General features: G+C 43.9%; 14 protein-coding genes. 9 read left to right on the forward strand and 5 right to left on the reverse strand.

Annotated elements, in window-relative coordinates:
• The first annotated feature begins 39 nt into the window (after positions 1-39).
• Positions 40-1,005 (forward strand): sugar phosphate isomerase/epimerase family protein, encoded by a 966-nt coding sequence (locus MHH92_RS12820; protein ID WP_340904064.1) that lies wholly within the window; start codon positions 40-42, stop codon positions 1,003-1,005.
• Between the two features lie 137 nt (positions 1,006-1,142).
• Here MHH92_RS12820 and MHH92_RS12825 read toward each other — a convergent pair whose 3' ends face one another.
• The 4 genes from MHH92_RS12825 to MHH92_RS12840 form a co-directional block, all read right to left on the reverse strand.
• A complete protein-coding gene (locus MHH92_RS12825; protein ID WP_340904066.1) occupies positions 1,143-1,778 on the reverse strand; it encodes a response regulator transcription factor in 636 nt (211 codons plus the stop codon).
• Positions 1,775-3,856: a sensor histidine kinase gene (locus MHH92_RS12830; protein ID WP_340904068.1), complete on the reverse strand. Its 2,082-nt coding sequence runs from the start codon at positions 3,854-3,856 to the stop codon at positions 1,775-1,777. Before MHH92_RS12830 ends, MHH92_RS12825 begins: the two co-directional genes overlap by 4 nt.
• A 386-nt stretch (positions 3,857-4,242) precedes the next feature.
• Positions 4,243-6,282 carry a serine hydrolase gene (locus MHH92_RS12835; protein WP_340904069.1) on the reverse strand — a complete coding sequence of 680 codons (2,040 nt, stop codon included), beginning with the start codon at positions 6,280-6,282 and terminating at the stop codon, positions 4,243-4,245.
• 309 nt (positions 6,283-6,591) lie between these two features.
• On the reverse strand, positions 6,592-7,176 hold the full coding sequence (locus tag MHH92_RS12840; protein ID WP_340904070.1) for an AAA family ATPase: 585 nt from the start codon (positions 7,174-7,176) through the stop codon (positions 6,592-6,594).
• A 285-nt stretch (positions 7,177-7,461) separates the two neighbouring features.
• Here MHH92_RS12840 and MHH92_RS12845 point away from each other — a divergent pair, with 285 nt between their 5' ends.
• Together MHH92_RS12845 and MHH92_RS12850 are read left to right on the forward strand one after the other, a co-directional pair.
• The gene (locus tag MHH92_RS12845) at positions 7,462-7,797 is read left to right on the forward strand and encodes a PadR family transcriptional regulator (RefSeq protein WP_076318094.1); all 336 of its coding nucleotides are present in this window, start codon (positions 7,462-7,464) and stop codon (positions 7,795-7,797) included.
• Positions 7,794-9,143 (forward strand): FtsW/RodA/SpoVE family cell cycle protein, encoded by a 1,350-nt coding sequence (locus MHH92_RS12850; protein ID WP_340904071.1) that lies wholly within the window; start codon positions 7,794-7,796, stop codon positions 9,141-9,143. The genes MHH92_RS12845 and MHH92_RS12850 overlap by 4 nt, the downstream gene beginning before the upstream one ends.
• 61 nt (positions 9,144-9,204) lie before the next feature.
• Here MHH92_RS12850 and MHH92_RS12855 read toward each other — a convergent pair whose 3' ends face one another.
• Positions 9,205-10,995 (reverse strand): ABC transporter substrate-binding protein, encoded by a 1,791-nt coding sequence (locus MHH92_RS12855; RefSeq protein WP_340904072.1) that lies wholly within the window; start codon positions 10,993-10,995, stop codon positions 9,205-9,207.
• 134 nt (positions 10,996-11,129) lie between these two features.
• Between MHH92_RS12855 and MHH92_RS12860 the strand changes: the two genes are divergently transcribed.
• From MHH92_RS12860 to MHH92_RS12885, 6 genes are all read left to right on the forward strand, one after another.
• Positions 11,130-12,749 (forward strand): DUF4153 domain-containing protein, encoded by a 1,620-nt coding sequence (locus tag MHH92_RS12860; protein ID WP_340904073.1) that lies wholly within the window; start codon positions 11,130-11,132, stop codon positions 12,747-12,749.
• Positions 12,750-12,841: 92 nt separating this feature from the next.
• Positions 12,842-13,192, forward strand: a complete 351-nt coding sequence (locus MHH92_RS12865; RefSeq protein ID WP_235193801.1) for a hypothetical protein — start codon at positions 12,842-12,844, stop codon at positions 13,190-13,192.
• Positions 13,129-14,010, forward strand: coding sequence for a membrane protein insertase YidC (yidC, locus tag MHH92_RS12870; protein ID WP_253507929.1), 882 nt, complete (start codon positions 13,129-13,131; stop codon positions 14,008-14,010). The genes MHH92_RS12865 and yidC overlap by 64 nt, the downstream gene beginning before the upstream one ends.
• A gap of 370 nt (positions 14,011-14,380) precedes the next feature.
• On the forward strand, positions 14,381-15,217 hold the full coding sequence (gene bacA / locus MHH92_RS12875; RefSeq protein WP_253509482.1) for an undecaprenyl-diphosphate phosphatase: 837 nt from the start codon (positions 14,381-14,383) through the stop codon (positions 15,215-15,217).
• A 167-nt stretch (positions 15,218-15,384) separates the two neighbouring features.
• A complete protein-coding gene (locus MHH92_RS12880; protein WP_253507931.1) occupies positions 15,385-16,128 on the forward strand; it encodes a hypothetical protein in 744 nt (247 codons plus the stop codon).
• Between the two features lie 15 nt (positions 16,129-16,143).
• Positions 16,144-16,824, forward strand: coding sequence for an MBL fold metallo-hydrolase (locus MHH92_RS12885; RefSeq protein ID WP_253507933.1), 681 nt, complete (start codon positions 16,144-16,146; stop codon positions 16,822-16,824).
• Positions 16,825-16,830 lie beyond the last annotated feature (6 nt).

The following is a 16,830-nucleotide window of genomic DNA, read 5'->3' on the forward strand; positions in this document are numbered from 1 at the left end:
ATGAATGGGCGATAGAATGAGAGACAGGAGGAAGCAATCATGTATACGGACAAACAGGAATATTCGTTCTCAACATGTTGGAACATCAAACGTCATACGACCGGACAAGGCATGATCGAGGAGATCAAGTCTCTTGGATTCAAACAAGTTGAACTAAATTATAACGTTACGGAAGAGATGCTGCAGACGATAGAACCGATGATTGAACGGAGTGAGATCGGTGTATCCAGTGTGCATAATACATTCCCGCATGTGGCTGATCCCGATTACGGGACGGATTCCGTCCTGCTTGGATTCGATGATGAACCGCGCCGCAAACGGGCGATTGAGCTGTTACTTCGCTCAGCCGAGTACGCACATCGTTATGGGGCCAAGGCTGTTGTTGTACATCCCGGTGAGGTTCCGTTTGAATACAACATAGATGAAACGTTGAAAAAGATATACCACGATCAGGGGCCGGATTCACCGGCATATCAATCTTTATGGCAAGAGATGCTGGAGAAACGGGAAGATGGCAGCGCACATTATCTGAGCCGGATTCAGGAGAGTCTGGAAGAGGTGTGTGACTTGTCTGAGCAGCGAGGATACGGGGTGAGTTTCGGTATTGAGACCCGTTCACGCTGTTATCAGATGCCGACTTTGCACGAAGCGGGAACGATTATTGGACAAATGAAGGGCGCGCCCCTTGGTCTCTGGTACGATATTGGTCACGGCATGATGATGGATCGAATGGGGCTGTACGCTAATGTAAGTGAGGCTAACGCGTTGATTGATCATGTGGTTGGCGTGCATATTCATGAAACCGTAGGGTTGGCAGATCATTGGTGTCCATACATCCATAGTAAAGACATGACATTTTTTGATTCGTTTTTGGATATCATTGATCGTTCGCCGGTAAAAGTATATGAATTAAAAGCCGCGTGTACACCGGAAGAGATCGATGAAAGTCACGGATTAATTACGTCTCGTATTGCTGAACGTCATGCGGCGCGTCAGCGCGGATAGGGAGCACACGCATCATCAAACATGAATGCACCTTATAGGAAAGTAACCAACAGATAGAGCGGTTCAGAACAAACCTCAGGTTGCATTACAGGGTGTTCTGCCGCTCTTTTGTTGTTCTTTTAAAGTGGTACATGTTTTTACCGTTTCTCAGGGAGTGTTACGTCACCGAGAATCCCTGCCTGATAGCCTTTGACTACAGCACCAATTCGAGATTTCACACCAAATTTCTGTGTAATAGAGGTTATATGATACTCCACTGTACGTTGACTGATCGCCAGATCCTGTGCGATCTCCTTATTGGTCATCTCCAGTGCAATGCGGTTAAGCACTTCCCGTTCAGTTGCTGTGAGTGATTCCTCCAGATTAGGGGATAACATGGTCTCTGGAATAAGAACATGTCCCAACATACTTTGGTGAATGGCGTTGATAATCTGTCCATACGTTGCTTGTTTCGACAAGTAGGCATGAACGCCCAGATCATAAGCTTTTAACTGGAATTCGTGATAGTTGTATCCGGATAACAATATAATTTTGACGGATAACCCGTATTGATCTTTCAATCTTCTCACAACCTCGAACCCGTCAAGCTGGGGCATGCGGATATCCATCACAACAACATCTGGTCGCAACGCCTCTAGTTCGGATAAAAAAAGCAATGGGTCGCTGAATGTCTTCACTACCTGTATGTCTGGTTCACGATTCAAACGGTTGTTGAGACCTTCCATGACCAGAGGATGATCATCAAGCAGTACGACTGTGATTGGCTCGTTCATTGTTCAGTTGCTCCTTTGGTTAAAGGCAAACGGATGTTGATTGAGGTTCCTTTGCCAAGGCTGGAATGTATGGTGAATTCTCCACCGAGATGCTGAATGCTGCTTTGTATGGATATCAAACCGAAGTGCCCTGTTGCAGTATCAAATGTGGTATGAACATTAAACCCCAAGCCGTCATCCTCTACTTGTAGAATCAAGTCAGTATCCCTTGTATGTACCTGAATGGAGCAAAACGACGCCTGTGCATGCTTCATCACATTCATAATGAGTTCACGGATCGTCCGAAAGACGGTGGACTTCAGATGATCGTGCTTTAACTCTTCAGAGAGAGCGTTGTAGTTTAGTTCCATGCTGATGCCACTTTGCATTTGAAGTGTACGGATGAGCCATTGCAACGCTTCCTCAAGATCACTTCGATCCATAATATGAGGGTAGAGATCATCACACAATTGGCGTATATCTCTCTGGGAAGCATACAGGCACTCCAGCCAAACAGCCGTTTGATCCTTATGCGTCTCTCCGGTATCGTGTAATTCCTCCAAATCACGAGACAGGAAAATCAGGTTTTGAAGCAGTTGGTCATGAAGGAAATAAGAGGTTTTCATACGCTCTGCCTGTTGGGCTTCCATCATAATATCATTGAACTGCCGATGACGGCGTATCTGGTGTTCATGAAGAGCTGTCTGGTCTACGCGGTATTCATATCGCTTCTGCAGATCGGATAAGAGTCTGCCATTGACGAGCATTCGAATTGCTTCCAGCCTGCCTTTATCAATGATATCCTGTTCCTCTGCTGAAAAAAGGGTGCGATTTTCTTTGTGACCAATGCCCAGAAATCCTATCATCTCCGTCGTTGGTTCACCTGAAAGCTCCCAAACCTGTGCCAAGTCAACTTTCTGTCGTAAAACTTCAATATCCAACGCCTGATTATCGATATTCTGAATGGAAGCAAAAATCCCTGTGCCTTCCTGAGAATATCTGTGCTTATCATCAATCCATATGACAATTACACCTTCAATATCCAGCATCTTGTGGAACATCTCGGCAAACACGTGAATCATGTCCCGCATGTTTTGCTGCTCAGCCATTCGCACAGTCAACCGCAGTTGCTGGTGTTCCAACCAGTCTTTGTTAAGTTTGTTTTTCTTACGTGAGCGGGTGAGCATGTACTGATACACCCAAGTGATCAGCAAAAACGAGACAAACAACAAGCTGATATGAATTAACGAATGCAGGTGAGAAGCAGCCAGAAACAGTAAAAATACGATCAAAACATATAGTCCATGAATCATCAATCTTGGCATAACCAGTTTGAGGTCAAGCATACTCCGTTGTACAAGTACATAAGTGAACATCCATGATAAAGGCAGAAATCCAATTAATGTGTACTCTACAGGCAATAATGGTTCACCTTGAAGCAGGGTTGGAATAGCAAAACAGATGATGAAGGGAATCAGGCTAACAAGTATTCCTGTTAACATGAGCAATAGCTGGTTCTGCTCCTTGCGATTGTAGCTTTTACGATTAACCCATGTCATCCAGATTAAGATCAGAAGGGTTGCACAAAGAATAAAGTTAAGCAGATTGGTTGGACCAGACGGTGCAACAGGAGTACTGACGGTAGTAATGCCTTGATTGAACTGAACATCGGTCATCATCCACTGCTTGATGTACAGAAAGGCAAGGCCAGTAGAGTAGGCAACGGCAATACATCTGCTGATGATTAATAACCATCGGAAACGATGCAGACGGGTACGGAATACAAAAGACACATAAAAAGCAGTTAGACAGTAAGGTAACCATGCCGAACAAAAGGCCAAAATATAATTGGATAAAGGCAACTGGGATGTGTATATCGTCAGTATACATATGGCCATGGACAGGTTAAGGAGGTAGAACAGGCGCATCACTCGTGAACCGGGTTGGCTAAACAAGGCATAGGTTCCGGTCAACAATAGCAATAATTCTACTATGGATGAGAAGCCGATGTTGAACCATTCACGTGGTCCAGGCTTCATTGTATGTTCGGATGCCTGACCGTGAGAATTCTCAACGCCGATGGTGTAGGCTTCAGTCACTAAGAATACACCTTTTTGATGGAGTAACCGGACTTCTCCTTTGGATGCCAACGAGTTAACGGTGTCACCCGATCTAATCCCGGATGTATAAGCTAAACCTTGCGGATCTACATCATGTACTGCCCAAGAATTGGAGGCATTTGGTGTCAACGAAAGTCCGATATAAGGATTCATAAATGAAGAGATATGGATATATGTGGCTGTTAGTATAAAGCACAACATTGTTACAAACCACACGAAAATAAATTTAGTTTTCATGAATCTATGTAATGAGAGTTTTAGTCGCATGGTAAAATCATCCGTTCTTATAAAATGCATCATTGGTAAAATGAAGTGGAAAAACAAGCCATGTAGCAATGACATGGCTTGCCGAGCATCACTCTATGTTAATGTAGCAGAGTGCCTAACATTTTGTACATCAAAACTGATGATTCCTGCCTGAGCATAGGCTGCTTCGATCTATAATCCACAGCACCGCTGCTGGATACAGATACTTCCGGACCGTAGAGACCTAGAGCAACCACAAACTGGACACCTTCCTCAGCCCAACGATCCTGTGAACCGATGAGATCGGCAGTTACGGGAGGTGCGCCAAGGAGTTGTTGTGCCGTTCTCGAAATAATCACCGCGGCCTCTTGCCTTGTTATGGCTTGCTCGGGATGAAACAATCCACGGGTATTGCCTTGCACAATACCCAGTTCAAGGGCTGTTTGAATGTAGGCGGCATAGGGACTTGATTGGGTATCTTTAAATGTTGGTGATTGAGCTGAAATAGACATTCCACTTATCCCCACAACCTGTGTTACAAACTCCCCACGACTTACAGGCTTCTCTGGTTCAAATAGGGATTGATCCTGGGGATACAGGCCAATCTGTGTTAAGCGATAGATGTACGGAGCATAGGGATGGTCTTCTGGCACATCTTCATAAGGCCTGGCTTCTGGCAATTTCTCGGACCAGCTATCTGACTTGTTGTAATAGAAATACGTGATTTCACCTGACTGATTTTTTTTGAAACCAGCAAGCTTGCCGTCCTCATCCATGAACAGCATGTCCTTAACGGGGGTTAAGGTGTGAGTGCCATAAGCATCTATAACCTGAAGACCTTTCTCTGTTGCTGAAATATCATACAACCATGCGGGCAAGCGGATATCCCGATATAGTCCCTCATAGGTACGAAGTGAAGACTTGGGTACGCTATAATCACTATAATGCGTCTTGTTGTTTGGATAAAAATGATCCATAAATGCTTGGAAAAGCGCTTCTCGCACATCTGGTCCATCACTGTTGGAGACGATAAATAGTCCAGTCTTCTCGTTAGGCAACAGCCACAGATTGGAATGGAATCCGTCCAGATCGCCTGCTTTACTCACGACTTTCCGTCCATGATTATACTGCGAATAGGTGGATTCGAATCCGTAACCTGTGCCAGGTATATCCGGGTGTATGGACACATCCAACGTTTGCATCGCTTGGACGGATGACGGTTCTAGTATACGTGCACCCTGGTACGAACCTTGATTGAGCTGCGCAAGCATAAAGTGAGCCATATCCCGTCCAGTCGTAATTAATCCGCCCTCAGGGGAGCTGTTCGGTACATTGGGATATTGCGGAAGTTCCTGTCCTTCAGCGCCATAAGGAGTTGCGAGTTTACTCAGCGTGTCTTTGCTTAGTGTAAAATGGCTATCCGACATATCAAGAGGGTTGAATATATGCTGTTGTACATAAGTTTCAAACGGAAGTTTGGACTGTTTCTGAACGATGTAGCCCAAGAGTGCATAACCGTAGTTGTCGTAACGGAAAACTTCTCCTGGATTGCGAACAACGGACGGTTTGTTGTCCTGGATGAATTGCTCAAGCGGATAAGAATGATTCAACTCCCTGGGTGTAGCTGCTGCATCTGTGAAATCAAACCCGCTGGTGTGGGTCATCAGATGTTCCAATGTTAACGCTGTTCCGGTATGGTTGGTCAGATGCAAAGCATCTGTGTATGCGCTGATATCCTGATCAAGCTTTACGTTACCTTGCTCGGCCAATTGCATAATGGCAGTTGCTGTCAGCGTTTTGGAGATGGAGGCTACACGGAATAGAGTGGAGTCGGCGTCGACGAGGATTTGTTTTTCCACATTGGCATAACCATATCCTTTATTCAAAACGATCTGTTGATCGTGAACAACGGTGACTACCGCACCTTTCAGAGCAGACTTCACTTCAGGTCGGGCGAAGAATTGATTGATGAACGATTCAGTTTCCTGAGGACTTACCTGATGAAGGGGGAGACTGCTTTCAGCTGATACACTGGTCATCGTGGTGAAACTCAGAGATGCAACCAGGAGGATGTTGGCTACGGCACGTTTCCAATTAGGATTTGATTTGTAGCTGTGTTGTTGTTGTCGAGTTGGACATGTTGCTACGTGAGATTTCATGAAATTCTCCTTTGAGTTGAGATATGTTCGTTCTCTTACATTCAAGTACATCTATAATCTATCAGTTCGAATGTAATGGCGATTCCGTAGTACGCACGTATTACGGCAGGACTACCGCAAACCTTTTTGCGTGATCCCGCAATTGTGGAGGATGAAGAGTGAGTTTTGAATAATCTTGAATATATGAAAAGAGGTATTTGTCATGATGACCCAACGGGGGTCTCGACAAATACCTCTTTTTGTTTCGTCTTTTTATTTTCCATGCAAAGCGACATCGTGCAAAGGAATTGGGACGTAGATTTTATAAAACTACTCGTACATCCGTCGTTCAAGTTCAGCATAGGCAAACGCAGGATCATCACTGGAATTATCAATATAAGCGACGGATGCTGAAGGGAGCGGCCAAGCTACTTCTTTACGGACGAGAGAAGCTGTGAAGGCATCCCAGTTGGCTAACTTCCATTCATCTAGTGGGGATTGTCTTGCTGAGATTCGTTTGTAATACAACGCTTCATTCTCAAGATAAATATAGGCCACACGCACATCCGTATCATCCAGGGTATGTCCAATTCGAGCGAGTTCCTGCTCGATCCAGTCAGGGGTACCGATTTCTTTGGTAAATGGCCCCACAACGATCGTATCGATACCTAACTGAACGTTATCCAGAGCGGCGTCCATCGTAATGCGGTACCCAAGATCACGGCACAACCTTTTGTATTCAGGCGAATCTCGGTCGGATGGATCAAGTCCCTGAAGCGTCATGATCGCCTCAGCCGCGGGACGAAGCAGAATATCCATATCGAAGAAAGAAGCTTTATGTTTACGGGAAAGGGCTTTGGCAAGGGTGGTCTTGCCACTTCCGGCCCCGCCGAGAAAGAAAATTAGTTTGCTCATGAATGTAATGCCTCCTTTAATTAGATTCAAAAAATAGGATATGTAATTGAAAAATACACGAGTATATAGATTTATCATTAGAGTTCGTGAATGAAAGGACTTGTTTATTTTAACATAAATAAAGAAGCTTGTTGGCTAGACAAAAAAGGAAGGATAAGGTAATATTATACCTAGTTGTTCTATGCATAGGTTTCCGATGTATATGAAAAGCAGAGATTTGAAAGTGTAATTTTCCAAAATCTAAAAATTCTTGCTAAATGAATTGAAAAGGAAGGAGTGAGTGCGTTGCAGGTTAACAAACAAATGATTAAAGGCAGTACCGAAACATTGATTCTGACCCTGCTTCAGGAACGACCGTTGTATGGTTATGAATTAATTAAGGAACTACATCGTCAATCCGAGGGTGTGTTTAATCTGAAAGAGGGCACGTTATACCCTATTTTGCATGCCATGGAGATTGAAGGATGGGTAGAGTCGTACTGGATGGAGGTCGAAGGCCGTAAACGGAAATATTATTCGATTTGTGACAAGGGGATGGAGGCCTTACAAAGTAAAAAAGCAGAGTGGAATTTGTTCCGTCGAGCTGTGGATCGGGTGCTTGGGGAAGGAGGCCTGACATGACGTATCGACATGAGCGAATTCAGCATTATCTTGATCACATGTGTGTCCAGGTTAAAGCTCGCGAAGTACATAACGACTTGCGTGATGAGTTGGGAAACCACATGGAAGAGATGATTTTGGATAAAGAACAAGAAGGTTATACAGAGGAAGAAGCAATTGCATATGCTATTGAACAGATGGGCGATCCCGCTGTAGTGGGCAAGAGTATGCACCGATTGCATCGCCATCGTATGCATTGGGCGCTGTTAGTTGGATTAATTGGTTTGTCTATAATTAGCCTGTTGTTAATGTGGATTTTTACAATTAATGTAGCAGATGAAAAGTATCAGTTCTTATATCGCGGTCATGTGTTGTACACCGTTATAGGTATAATGATGATGTTGTTCTTTATTTACTTTGATTATCGTAAGTTGAAAAAAGCTGCTTGGTGGATTTATATTCTGCTTAATGTCATGTTGTGGATCAGTCCAATGATAACTACAGATATTCATGGTAATAGCAGGTATTGGGGCTTATTTGGCGTAACACTAGACCTTACCACAGCTTCAGTGTGGATATTGCCACTTGCTATAGGTGCCATTATGCTGGACAAGCTTCGTTCCAATTGTAATATGCAATCCATATTGACCTACATTGCGATGGTAATGTTGCCAGCGGTACTATTGTTTCAAACGTTGGACTGGGTTCGCTTGTTTCTGTTTGGCATAATGTGCATTGTTTTATTTGGCTGGCTTACTCATAAATGGTTTTATACCGTCGTAGGTGCTGTTATAACAGGAAGTATTTTTCTATTGTTATTGTTTTTTGCAGATCAATACGGACGCCTGAAAAGGCTCTCTGTCGTTTTGAATCTTCAGGATGATCCTTATGGGAGTGCCTATAGTAACTATTCCATTATTGAAGTTATTCGATCATCCGGCTGGTGGGGTAATGGGATTGATACAACGTTCGACAGGTTTAAAACGAGTTATTTCAATTACCCAGGTGTGCTGCTCATTGATGTGTTTGGCTGGTCAGCAGGGATACTGTTATTGGTTGGTATCATCTGGTTTGTTGCCAGTATGGTGAAGATGCTCCCTCGCATATGGGATGATTTTGGCCGTATGATTATTGTCAGTATCACAACTATGTTTGCAATGCAAATCATCTATTCATTGGCGATGACTACCGGCAAGGCGCCGATTATCAGTATTTCTTTTCCTTTTATTGGATATGGAAATCACCTTATGTTTGATTACGCCATGCTCGGTTTACTGCTCGGTATTTACCGCCGCAAGGATACTATTTCGAAGAAAAATAAAAAAATACGGCAGAAGGTGGACGCCGACCTACTGACCAATTCATAGGCATCCAAAATCATTACCGCATCATGAAATGAAGGGATTGTCTTGCTTGTTTAACGAGCATTCACGGAAACCAGATATGACGCAGGTTCACCCAGCCCTGGCTGTTGAAAGATAGACCACGCACAGAAGGCAGATAAGCGGTCTCTACCGGTTTTTCAGATAAATGGAACAGTAGGTTCTGACCAACCAAAAATTGCTCAATGCGGTCTAATTCACAAGTTCGATCCGCAGCGATGGGAGAGGCGACGATGGTTTGCAAGATCTCATGGATCGTTATACGAGCAGAATCTTCCAGATGCTCAGATAACGTAGAGTAGAGATCATACCTTCGCAGTTCTTCGTCCCTGTCCCGAATGAGAGAGAAGAGAATCAGATCAGATTCCAGCCGCAGGTTTCCTTTGAACTGCTCCATCGTAGCAGTACGGACGGTACAGGAGAAACCGCACTGCTCCAGTATGGACGCCAGATGTTGGGCATCCCTGCGATATTGTGGAATGGTTGCAATGTGCAGGGAGATGGGACTAGTGGAAGCGGATCTTATCGATATATCGCTAAATCCCTCCAAGTGGACCTGGACCTTCTTGGTGCTCACCGCACTAAAATCAGTCTCCACGACCTCAGAGTTATCTGCATGTCCGTCATCTCTATACATTCCAGCAAGGCATGACTGAAGGTGTGCTCTTACTTCCGGATCGTTTAACGGTCCGGTTTTTTGTGTATTACATGTGAGTAATTTATGAACCATCACACCTGCACTAATCTGTGTCCATTCTGCACCCGTAGACGAAGACGGATTATGAACAAGATGAAAGAACGGAGTTTCGATATCTTGGCTATCGTCCATTTTTGCCGAGGCACTCCACGGAATCTGCAGGATATCTACCCGGTCCATATGTGCTCTACCCTGAAAATATGATGAAAAGGCTTCAAGTCTGCACAAGTGATCATCCCAGGCGGTGACCTTGAACGGTCCCGTCCCAACAGGTTTTTGCATCCCATGCACATCACCAGAATGCTTCATCTTATGTTCGTTTGTTCCTGGTGAGGGTACAATCGCCGCACGACTTGTTGTCAGGAAGGACAAAAACAATTCATGAGGATTTTTGAGCTGGAAACACACGGTTAAGGAATCGACCGCTTCAATAGATAGAATCTGTTTACTTACATCACGGTACAGTGTCCGGCGATCTGTAGATTGCAGTCGTTCAAACGTATGCACTATATCATGGGCCGTCAACAACTGACCATCGTGAAATGTAATACCTTTTCGCAAATAAAAGATCCAGGTCTTTCGGTCTGCACTGACATCCCAGGTATGAGCGAGACAGGGAAGAATCTCTCCCTTTTCGCCCCGCTGGACCAACCCATCAAAGACATGGCTGGTAACAAAGGATTCAGCTAATAGATTAATGTACAGCGGATCAAGCGCATGAAGCTGTTGGCGCAGGGGCAACCGAAGCGTATCAATCTGCTCATTATTGGTGCCGGCTTCCGTATGATGTCCTGAATATCCAAGCAACCACTGGTTTAGATGATCCTGCATGATTGTTGAACTGGAGAATGCGCTCACCTGCTCGGCAGCTTCCTGCAACTCCCGGCGATTCATGGCCTGCATCATATATTCTGCGGCGATTTGATCAGCCGGAACAAGCAAAGTCAGTGAAGAGCGCCGACCCCGGCCACGCTGGGAAACCCAACGAATCCAGTCATGTGCAACCATCTTTTTGACAATCGTTAACGTATTGCGGTGTGTACAATTTAGCAACTCCGCGAGATCGGCGAGTGTAAGTTCATGTTCTGTATGGTGGCCGTAATGACGATGCAACAGCAGATATTGCTGATGTAATTTCAAGTGTTGATTCCCTCCTGGAGGTGAACTCTGACGTATTCCTCTAAAATAAGAAGTTTTGTCGATTTTAATTTCTATTTATATTCCTATTTTATCATCTAGAATATAGCATAGAAAGGTTAATGGAGGTTTTTCCCATGATTGATAAAATAATAGCTTCACCGCAACGAGCTCCAATCACGCTACTGTCTGCATGGATGCTGGCGATTATTCACCAGTATTTATTCTATGGTAATGAGATTGGCGTATCGTATCCTATCTTTGTAATTCTCTTTTATGTGTTCATGTATCTGTTTGCAAGGGATCGCATGAGGTCTTTCAAGTTCATTGATGCTTTTGTGGCGGCTGTAGTGCTATTGTTGTCGCTAACGTTTCTGTTATACGACAATGAACTGCTGTATGTTCTTAATTTTCTGGTCATACCTGGCGTAGTTATATTACATATGACGTATCTGATGGGCAGAAAACAGAAGCAGTGGTGGGAGATTGGTTTGATTGGTACGGCTATTGACCACTTGCTGCCTCAAGCCATACGTCATTGGGGGACTGTTGCTGCTATTGCTGTGAGAGCAGGCGGGCGTGGCATGGGCAAATCCCAGAAAACAGTTGTTTTCAAAGTACTCATTGGTCTTGTGGCGTCCTTGCCTATCCTCATTGTTGTCGTTGCATTACTGTCCTCTGCTGACGGGGTCTTTGATCAGTATTTAGCCGGTTTTCCGGAGTGGCTGAATCAATTGGCTTTTACTCCAGGGATACCAAGAATCATCTGGATTGTCATCGCAGGTGTATTGCTGTTCGGTTATGTATGGGGATTTGTACAGCCAATGCAATATGAGGCAGAGAAGAGAGCGAACGCACATTGGAAAAATGGAGCAGCATCCACGGTTGATAAGCGTGATCACAACTATATATTCTCTCCTGTGGATCCGGCAACTGAAGGTCAGGTTACCAATAAGATTACACCCGAGCCCGAACGCACTCCGGTTCAGCGGGAACCATTCAGATTGGACCCCATCATTGTGGGGACGATGCTGATTGTCATTAACTGTGTGTACGTTTTGTTTGTACTTGTACAGTTTTCGTATCTGTTTGGTGCAGGAGAGGGGCATCTTCCGGTAGATCTGTCTTACGCAGATTATGCGAGAAGTGGATTCGCAGAGTTAATTCTCGTCACAGGTATTAACTTCTTTATTCTTATTGTTGCTTTGCAGTATACCCGTTCGAGTGGCAAAACGGGTTCCATCGTGCATCAGGTACTTCTCCTGATTCTGGTCAGTTGTTCAGCAATTATGTTGTATTCCGCGTTTATGCGCCTAAATCTGTATGAGCAGGCATATGGATATACGTACATTCGCTTCCTGGTACACGCATTCATGATCTTCCTCGCACTCCTGTTGCTGATTGCTGGCCTTCGTATACGGTACACGTCAATACCGCTGATCCGCTGGTATATCGTGCTGGCGCTCACAGCTTATGTTGCAGTCAACTATGTGGGCATGGATAAACGGATTGCCGAGCTGAACATAGAACGTTATCATCAGACTGGCAATATTGATGCAACCTATCTGGCAAGTCTGTCGGCAGATGCAGTTCCGTTACTTCGAGAGTTTGCTCAGGAGGAGTATCCGGATCTCAAGAGGGAAATGCTGGAACGTCAAGCCTACCTGGACGTGGATGCATCAGATCGTTCATGGCCTTCTTATAACGTGGCAAGACACCGAGCTGAGCTAGAAATGTCCAAATTGAGAACGGAATAGCTGAATAGTAGTTGTTTTCACGTACGGATTTATGCAAAAGCAATATGTAAGTGTTATAATATAAAAACTAACCTATAAAGGGGGTGAATCCCTTGTTTGAACTGCAGGAGTTATTACCATATTTATTCTCGATTGGACTCATCTTCACCGTCAGTTATGCCTATATTGCCCATCTTCATTGTGGCATGACAGAGTACTGGATGGAAGGTGGCGCCGGTGGTGGACTTGAACCTGTACTTCCCGCCCTGTGTTTGGACAGACAGCACAGACAGGAAGACTGGAGCCGCATGATTAGACGAAGAGAAGCGCCCGATGAAGATGAACCAGATTGTCATTCCTCGTTGAACGATTGGTCAACAAATCAACGAGGAGGATATATATGGAACATAAGACCAACAAGGGATTCACTTTTACTTCGGGCAAGGGACGGATCTATGGCCTGATTGCCATTTTGTTTGCAGTCATGCTGCTTGCCGGATGCAGCAACAACGTGTCGGAGATTACTTCATCGACACCGGGATTTTTTAATCACTACATTGTATTTCCACTGTCGTATCTGATTCAGCATATTGCTACCATATTTAACGGAAGCTACGGGGTCGCGATTATTGTAATTACGCTGGTCATTCGTTTAGCACTGTTGCCCTTGATGATGCGTCAAGCCAAGTCCCAGCAGGGAACACGAGTCATCATGAACGCCATGAAACCCGAGATGGATGCGCTCAAGAAAAAATATGAAGGCAAAAATGATCCTGCTGATAAGCAAAAGCTGTCTCAGGAAACGATGGAGCTATACAAGAAACATAAGTTCAATCCGCTGAACATTGGTTGCTTGCCGATGCTCATTCAGCTGCCTATACTTTCAGGTATTTACACAGCCATCCGACTTACACCGGAGTTGTCCTCCCACTCGTTCTTGTGGTTCAAACTGGGAGCGCCGGACTACGTACTCGCTGTGGTGGTTGCGGTCATATATCTGATTCAAGCTAAGGTATCACAAGCCAACATGGCGCCTGAGCAGCGAAAACAGTTCGCCATCATGGGATATCTCTCCCCATTGATGATGGCATTCTTTTCTCTTACAGCTCCGGCAGCAATGCCGCTCTACTGGACAGTTGGGGGTTCGTTCCTGGTACTACAGACATTATTGTTCCGTAAAATGTACCCGGTGGAACATTCGCAGGAGCCTGCTACGATTGAGGTGAAAAAGATCAAGTCTGTGCAACATAACAAGTCCAGAAAACACGCCAAGTCACAGTGACTTGAGGCGACATCACAACTACGCTATCTCACCCTATGGAGCAGACACGTCGTCTACTTTATAGGGTGTTTTCGTGAGAGTGGAGACGAGTGATCAAAGAACAATTCTCATAACTCAACAGGTTTTAGTATATAAGGTAAGGGGTTGACATATCTATTGTATAAGGGGTTTTCAGGTCAAGTCCAGTTTGAACATGATGAGGTAGATATATGGAATAAAAACAAATAAAATTTATTCATTGGATTTATTGACAAAAATTGATGCATCCATTACCATTTTGTTTAAGAGTTTTGGGGAGGGGCGAATCTAGTGTAAATGCTTATCAAAATATAACGTTTTTTGTGAATTCATACCACGATAAATTTAATTCATTGGATCTGGAGGAAAATTAGTGGATATTATTATCGGGCTTATACTAGGTATAGTGGAGGGACTTACGGAGTTCGCCCCAGTGTCATCTACAGGTCATTTGATTTTGGTGGGACATTTGCTAGGTTTCGAGGGTACTGTGCGTGCTTCGACATTTGAGATTGTAATCCAACTCGGTTCAATCCTGGCTGTGGCTTTTCTGTTCTGGAAACGAATTCTCAGCATCCTCGGTATCCATGTTGGAGAAGATCGGAAAGCGACAAAGTCTAAGGAAAAATTAACACTTATTCATATCATTATTGGTGTTATCCCTTTTGGTGTTGGGGGCGTATTTTTTTACGATTACATAAAAGAGGTTTTGTTCAGTGCTCAAACGGTTGTTGTAACGTTAATCCTTGGCGGGATTCTGATGATTGCAGCCGAAATATTTAAACCGAAAAAGCCGGCTGCAGAAACATTGGATCAAGTCACTTACCGGCAGGCTTTAATCGTAGGTCTGTTCCAGTGCTTTGCACTTGTTCCCGGTTTTTCTAGAATGGGTGCTACGCTATCGGGAGGTTTGCTAGCAGGCATGAGTCACAAAACTGCCTCGGAATTCACGTTTATAATGGCGCTTCCTATTATGTTCGGGGCTTCACTGAAGGATTTATACGAGAGCTGGGATTATCTGTCGGTTGATGATCTTCCTTTATTTATTACGGGGTTTGTGACTGCTTTTATTGTAGCCATGATTGCAGTTAAATTTTTCCTGAAGTTAATTAACCGGATTAAACTGATTCCTTTTGCAATCTATCGTTTTGTATTGGCAGCCGCTTTTTGGATCTTTTTGCTTAACTAGAGTATTCTTATTATCTATTACATGTGAATAAATTAACCGTCGCCGGGAGTCTTATCCATGATCAGTGTTTTTATAAATCACATTGAAAAGGAAAGACTCCCTTTTATTTTTTTGGAAATAAGTAGTTATCAAAGGGACATTCATCTACTGGGGTGGGAGCGCAAAATATGACGGCATTCATCATAAAGCAAAGCATCATGTTTGTCATACTGTACGGAATCCAATTTTTGATCGGTACGATTGTACTCAAATATCAGTTGCGTGTGAATTACGCTCGTAAAATTGTTCATTTCATGTCATTTATTACACCGATAGCTATTGAAATGATCGTGAGTTCCAGTACAGGATATACCGGGCCTATTTTTATCGTTGGAATGCTGATGAACTGCGTTATTATGCTCATTTATATTAAGCCAATTCGCGAGAAAAGTGTATTGGTTCAACGCATGTTTGCTTCTTTTGACCGTCCCGAAGATCGTCCTCATACTTTGCTATGGATGAATACGCAATTAATTGCCGGCTACGTCGTTCTGGCACCATGCTTTCTGTATTTTCAAAGCATAGGTTATGGCACGCTGGCCTTTATTCCCGTTATCATCAATGGACTAGGAGACGGGCTTGCCGAACCGATCGGTATTCGCTTTGGGAAACATAAATATCGCGTTCATGCTTTGTTTTCGAAGAAAAAGTTTACGAGAAGTATCGAAGGCAGTTTATGTGTGTTTCTATCAGCAGTGTTGATCCTTTTGGTGTTTGCAAGCAGTTTTACAGTTCCACAATTAGTTGTTGCACTGCTAGTTCTTCCTATAGCTGTAACTCTGGCTGAGGCATTCTCACCTCATACCATAGATACTCCGTTTATACTTATCGTTGGTTTTGCGTGTTTGTATATGATCATTTCATTTGTTTAACAAGGAGAACTTCTTATGACAACCAGTGAATACAAGGTTATTTCTATTAAATCCAGTTATGAAGCATTCATTAATTATAGCTATATTGTCGTTGATGAAACGACCCGGGAGGCAGCGGTTATTGATCCTTCCTGGGACCTCGAAGCCATTCTGGATTCCCTAGAAGCTGAGCAGGCAAAACTCACACACATCCTGTTGACACATTCCCATGCGGATCATGTTCATCTTGTAGGAGCATTGCTCGAGCGTTTTAATCCTCGGGTTTATATGGGGGGAGCCGAAATTGATTTTTTTGAGTACCACTGTAAGAATTTGAATCCTGTAAAGGATCGAGATGCCATTTTAATAGGCAATACACTGATATCCTGTATAAACACCCCAGGACATACGCCGGGTTCTATATGTTATTCATTAAAAAATCATATTTTTACAGGAGATACTCTGTTTGCAGAGGGATGTGGCATATGCCCCGAACGCGGAGGAGATCCAGGTGCGATGTATCAGAGTTTGCAAAAAATACGGCAACAAATACATCCTTCCGTCAGGGTATACCCTGCACATTCATTTGGCATTGAACCGGGTCAGACACTTCAGATGCTGCTTGAGAGAAACATATATTTTAATATTTCGGATGAAGAACAGTTTATTGCTTTTCGCATGCGTAAGAATCAGCCGGATGCCATAAGTTTTGTGTAAAGGAAC

It is taken from the genome of Paenibacillus sp. FSL M7-1414 (genome assembly GCF_038003195.1).
Taxonomy (GTDB): domain Bacteria; phylum Bacillota; class Bacilli; order Paenibacillales; family Paenibacillaceae; genus Paenibacillus; species Paenibacillus amylolyticus.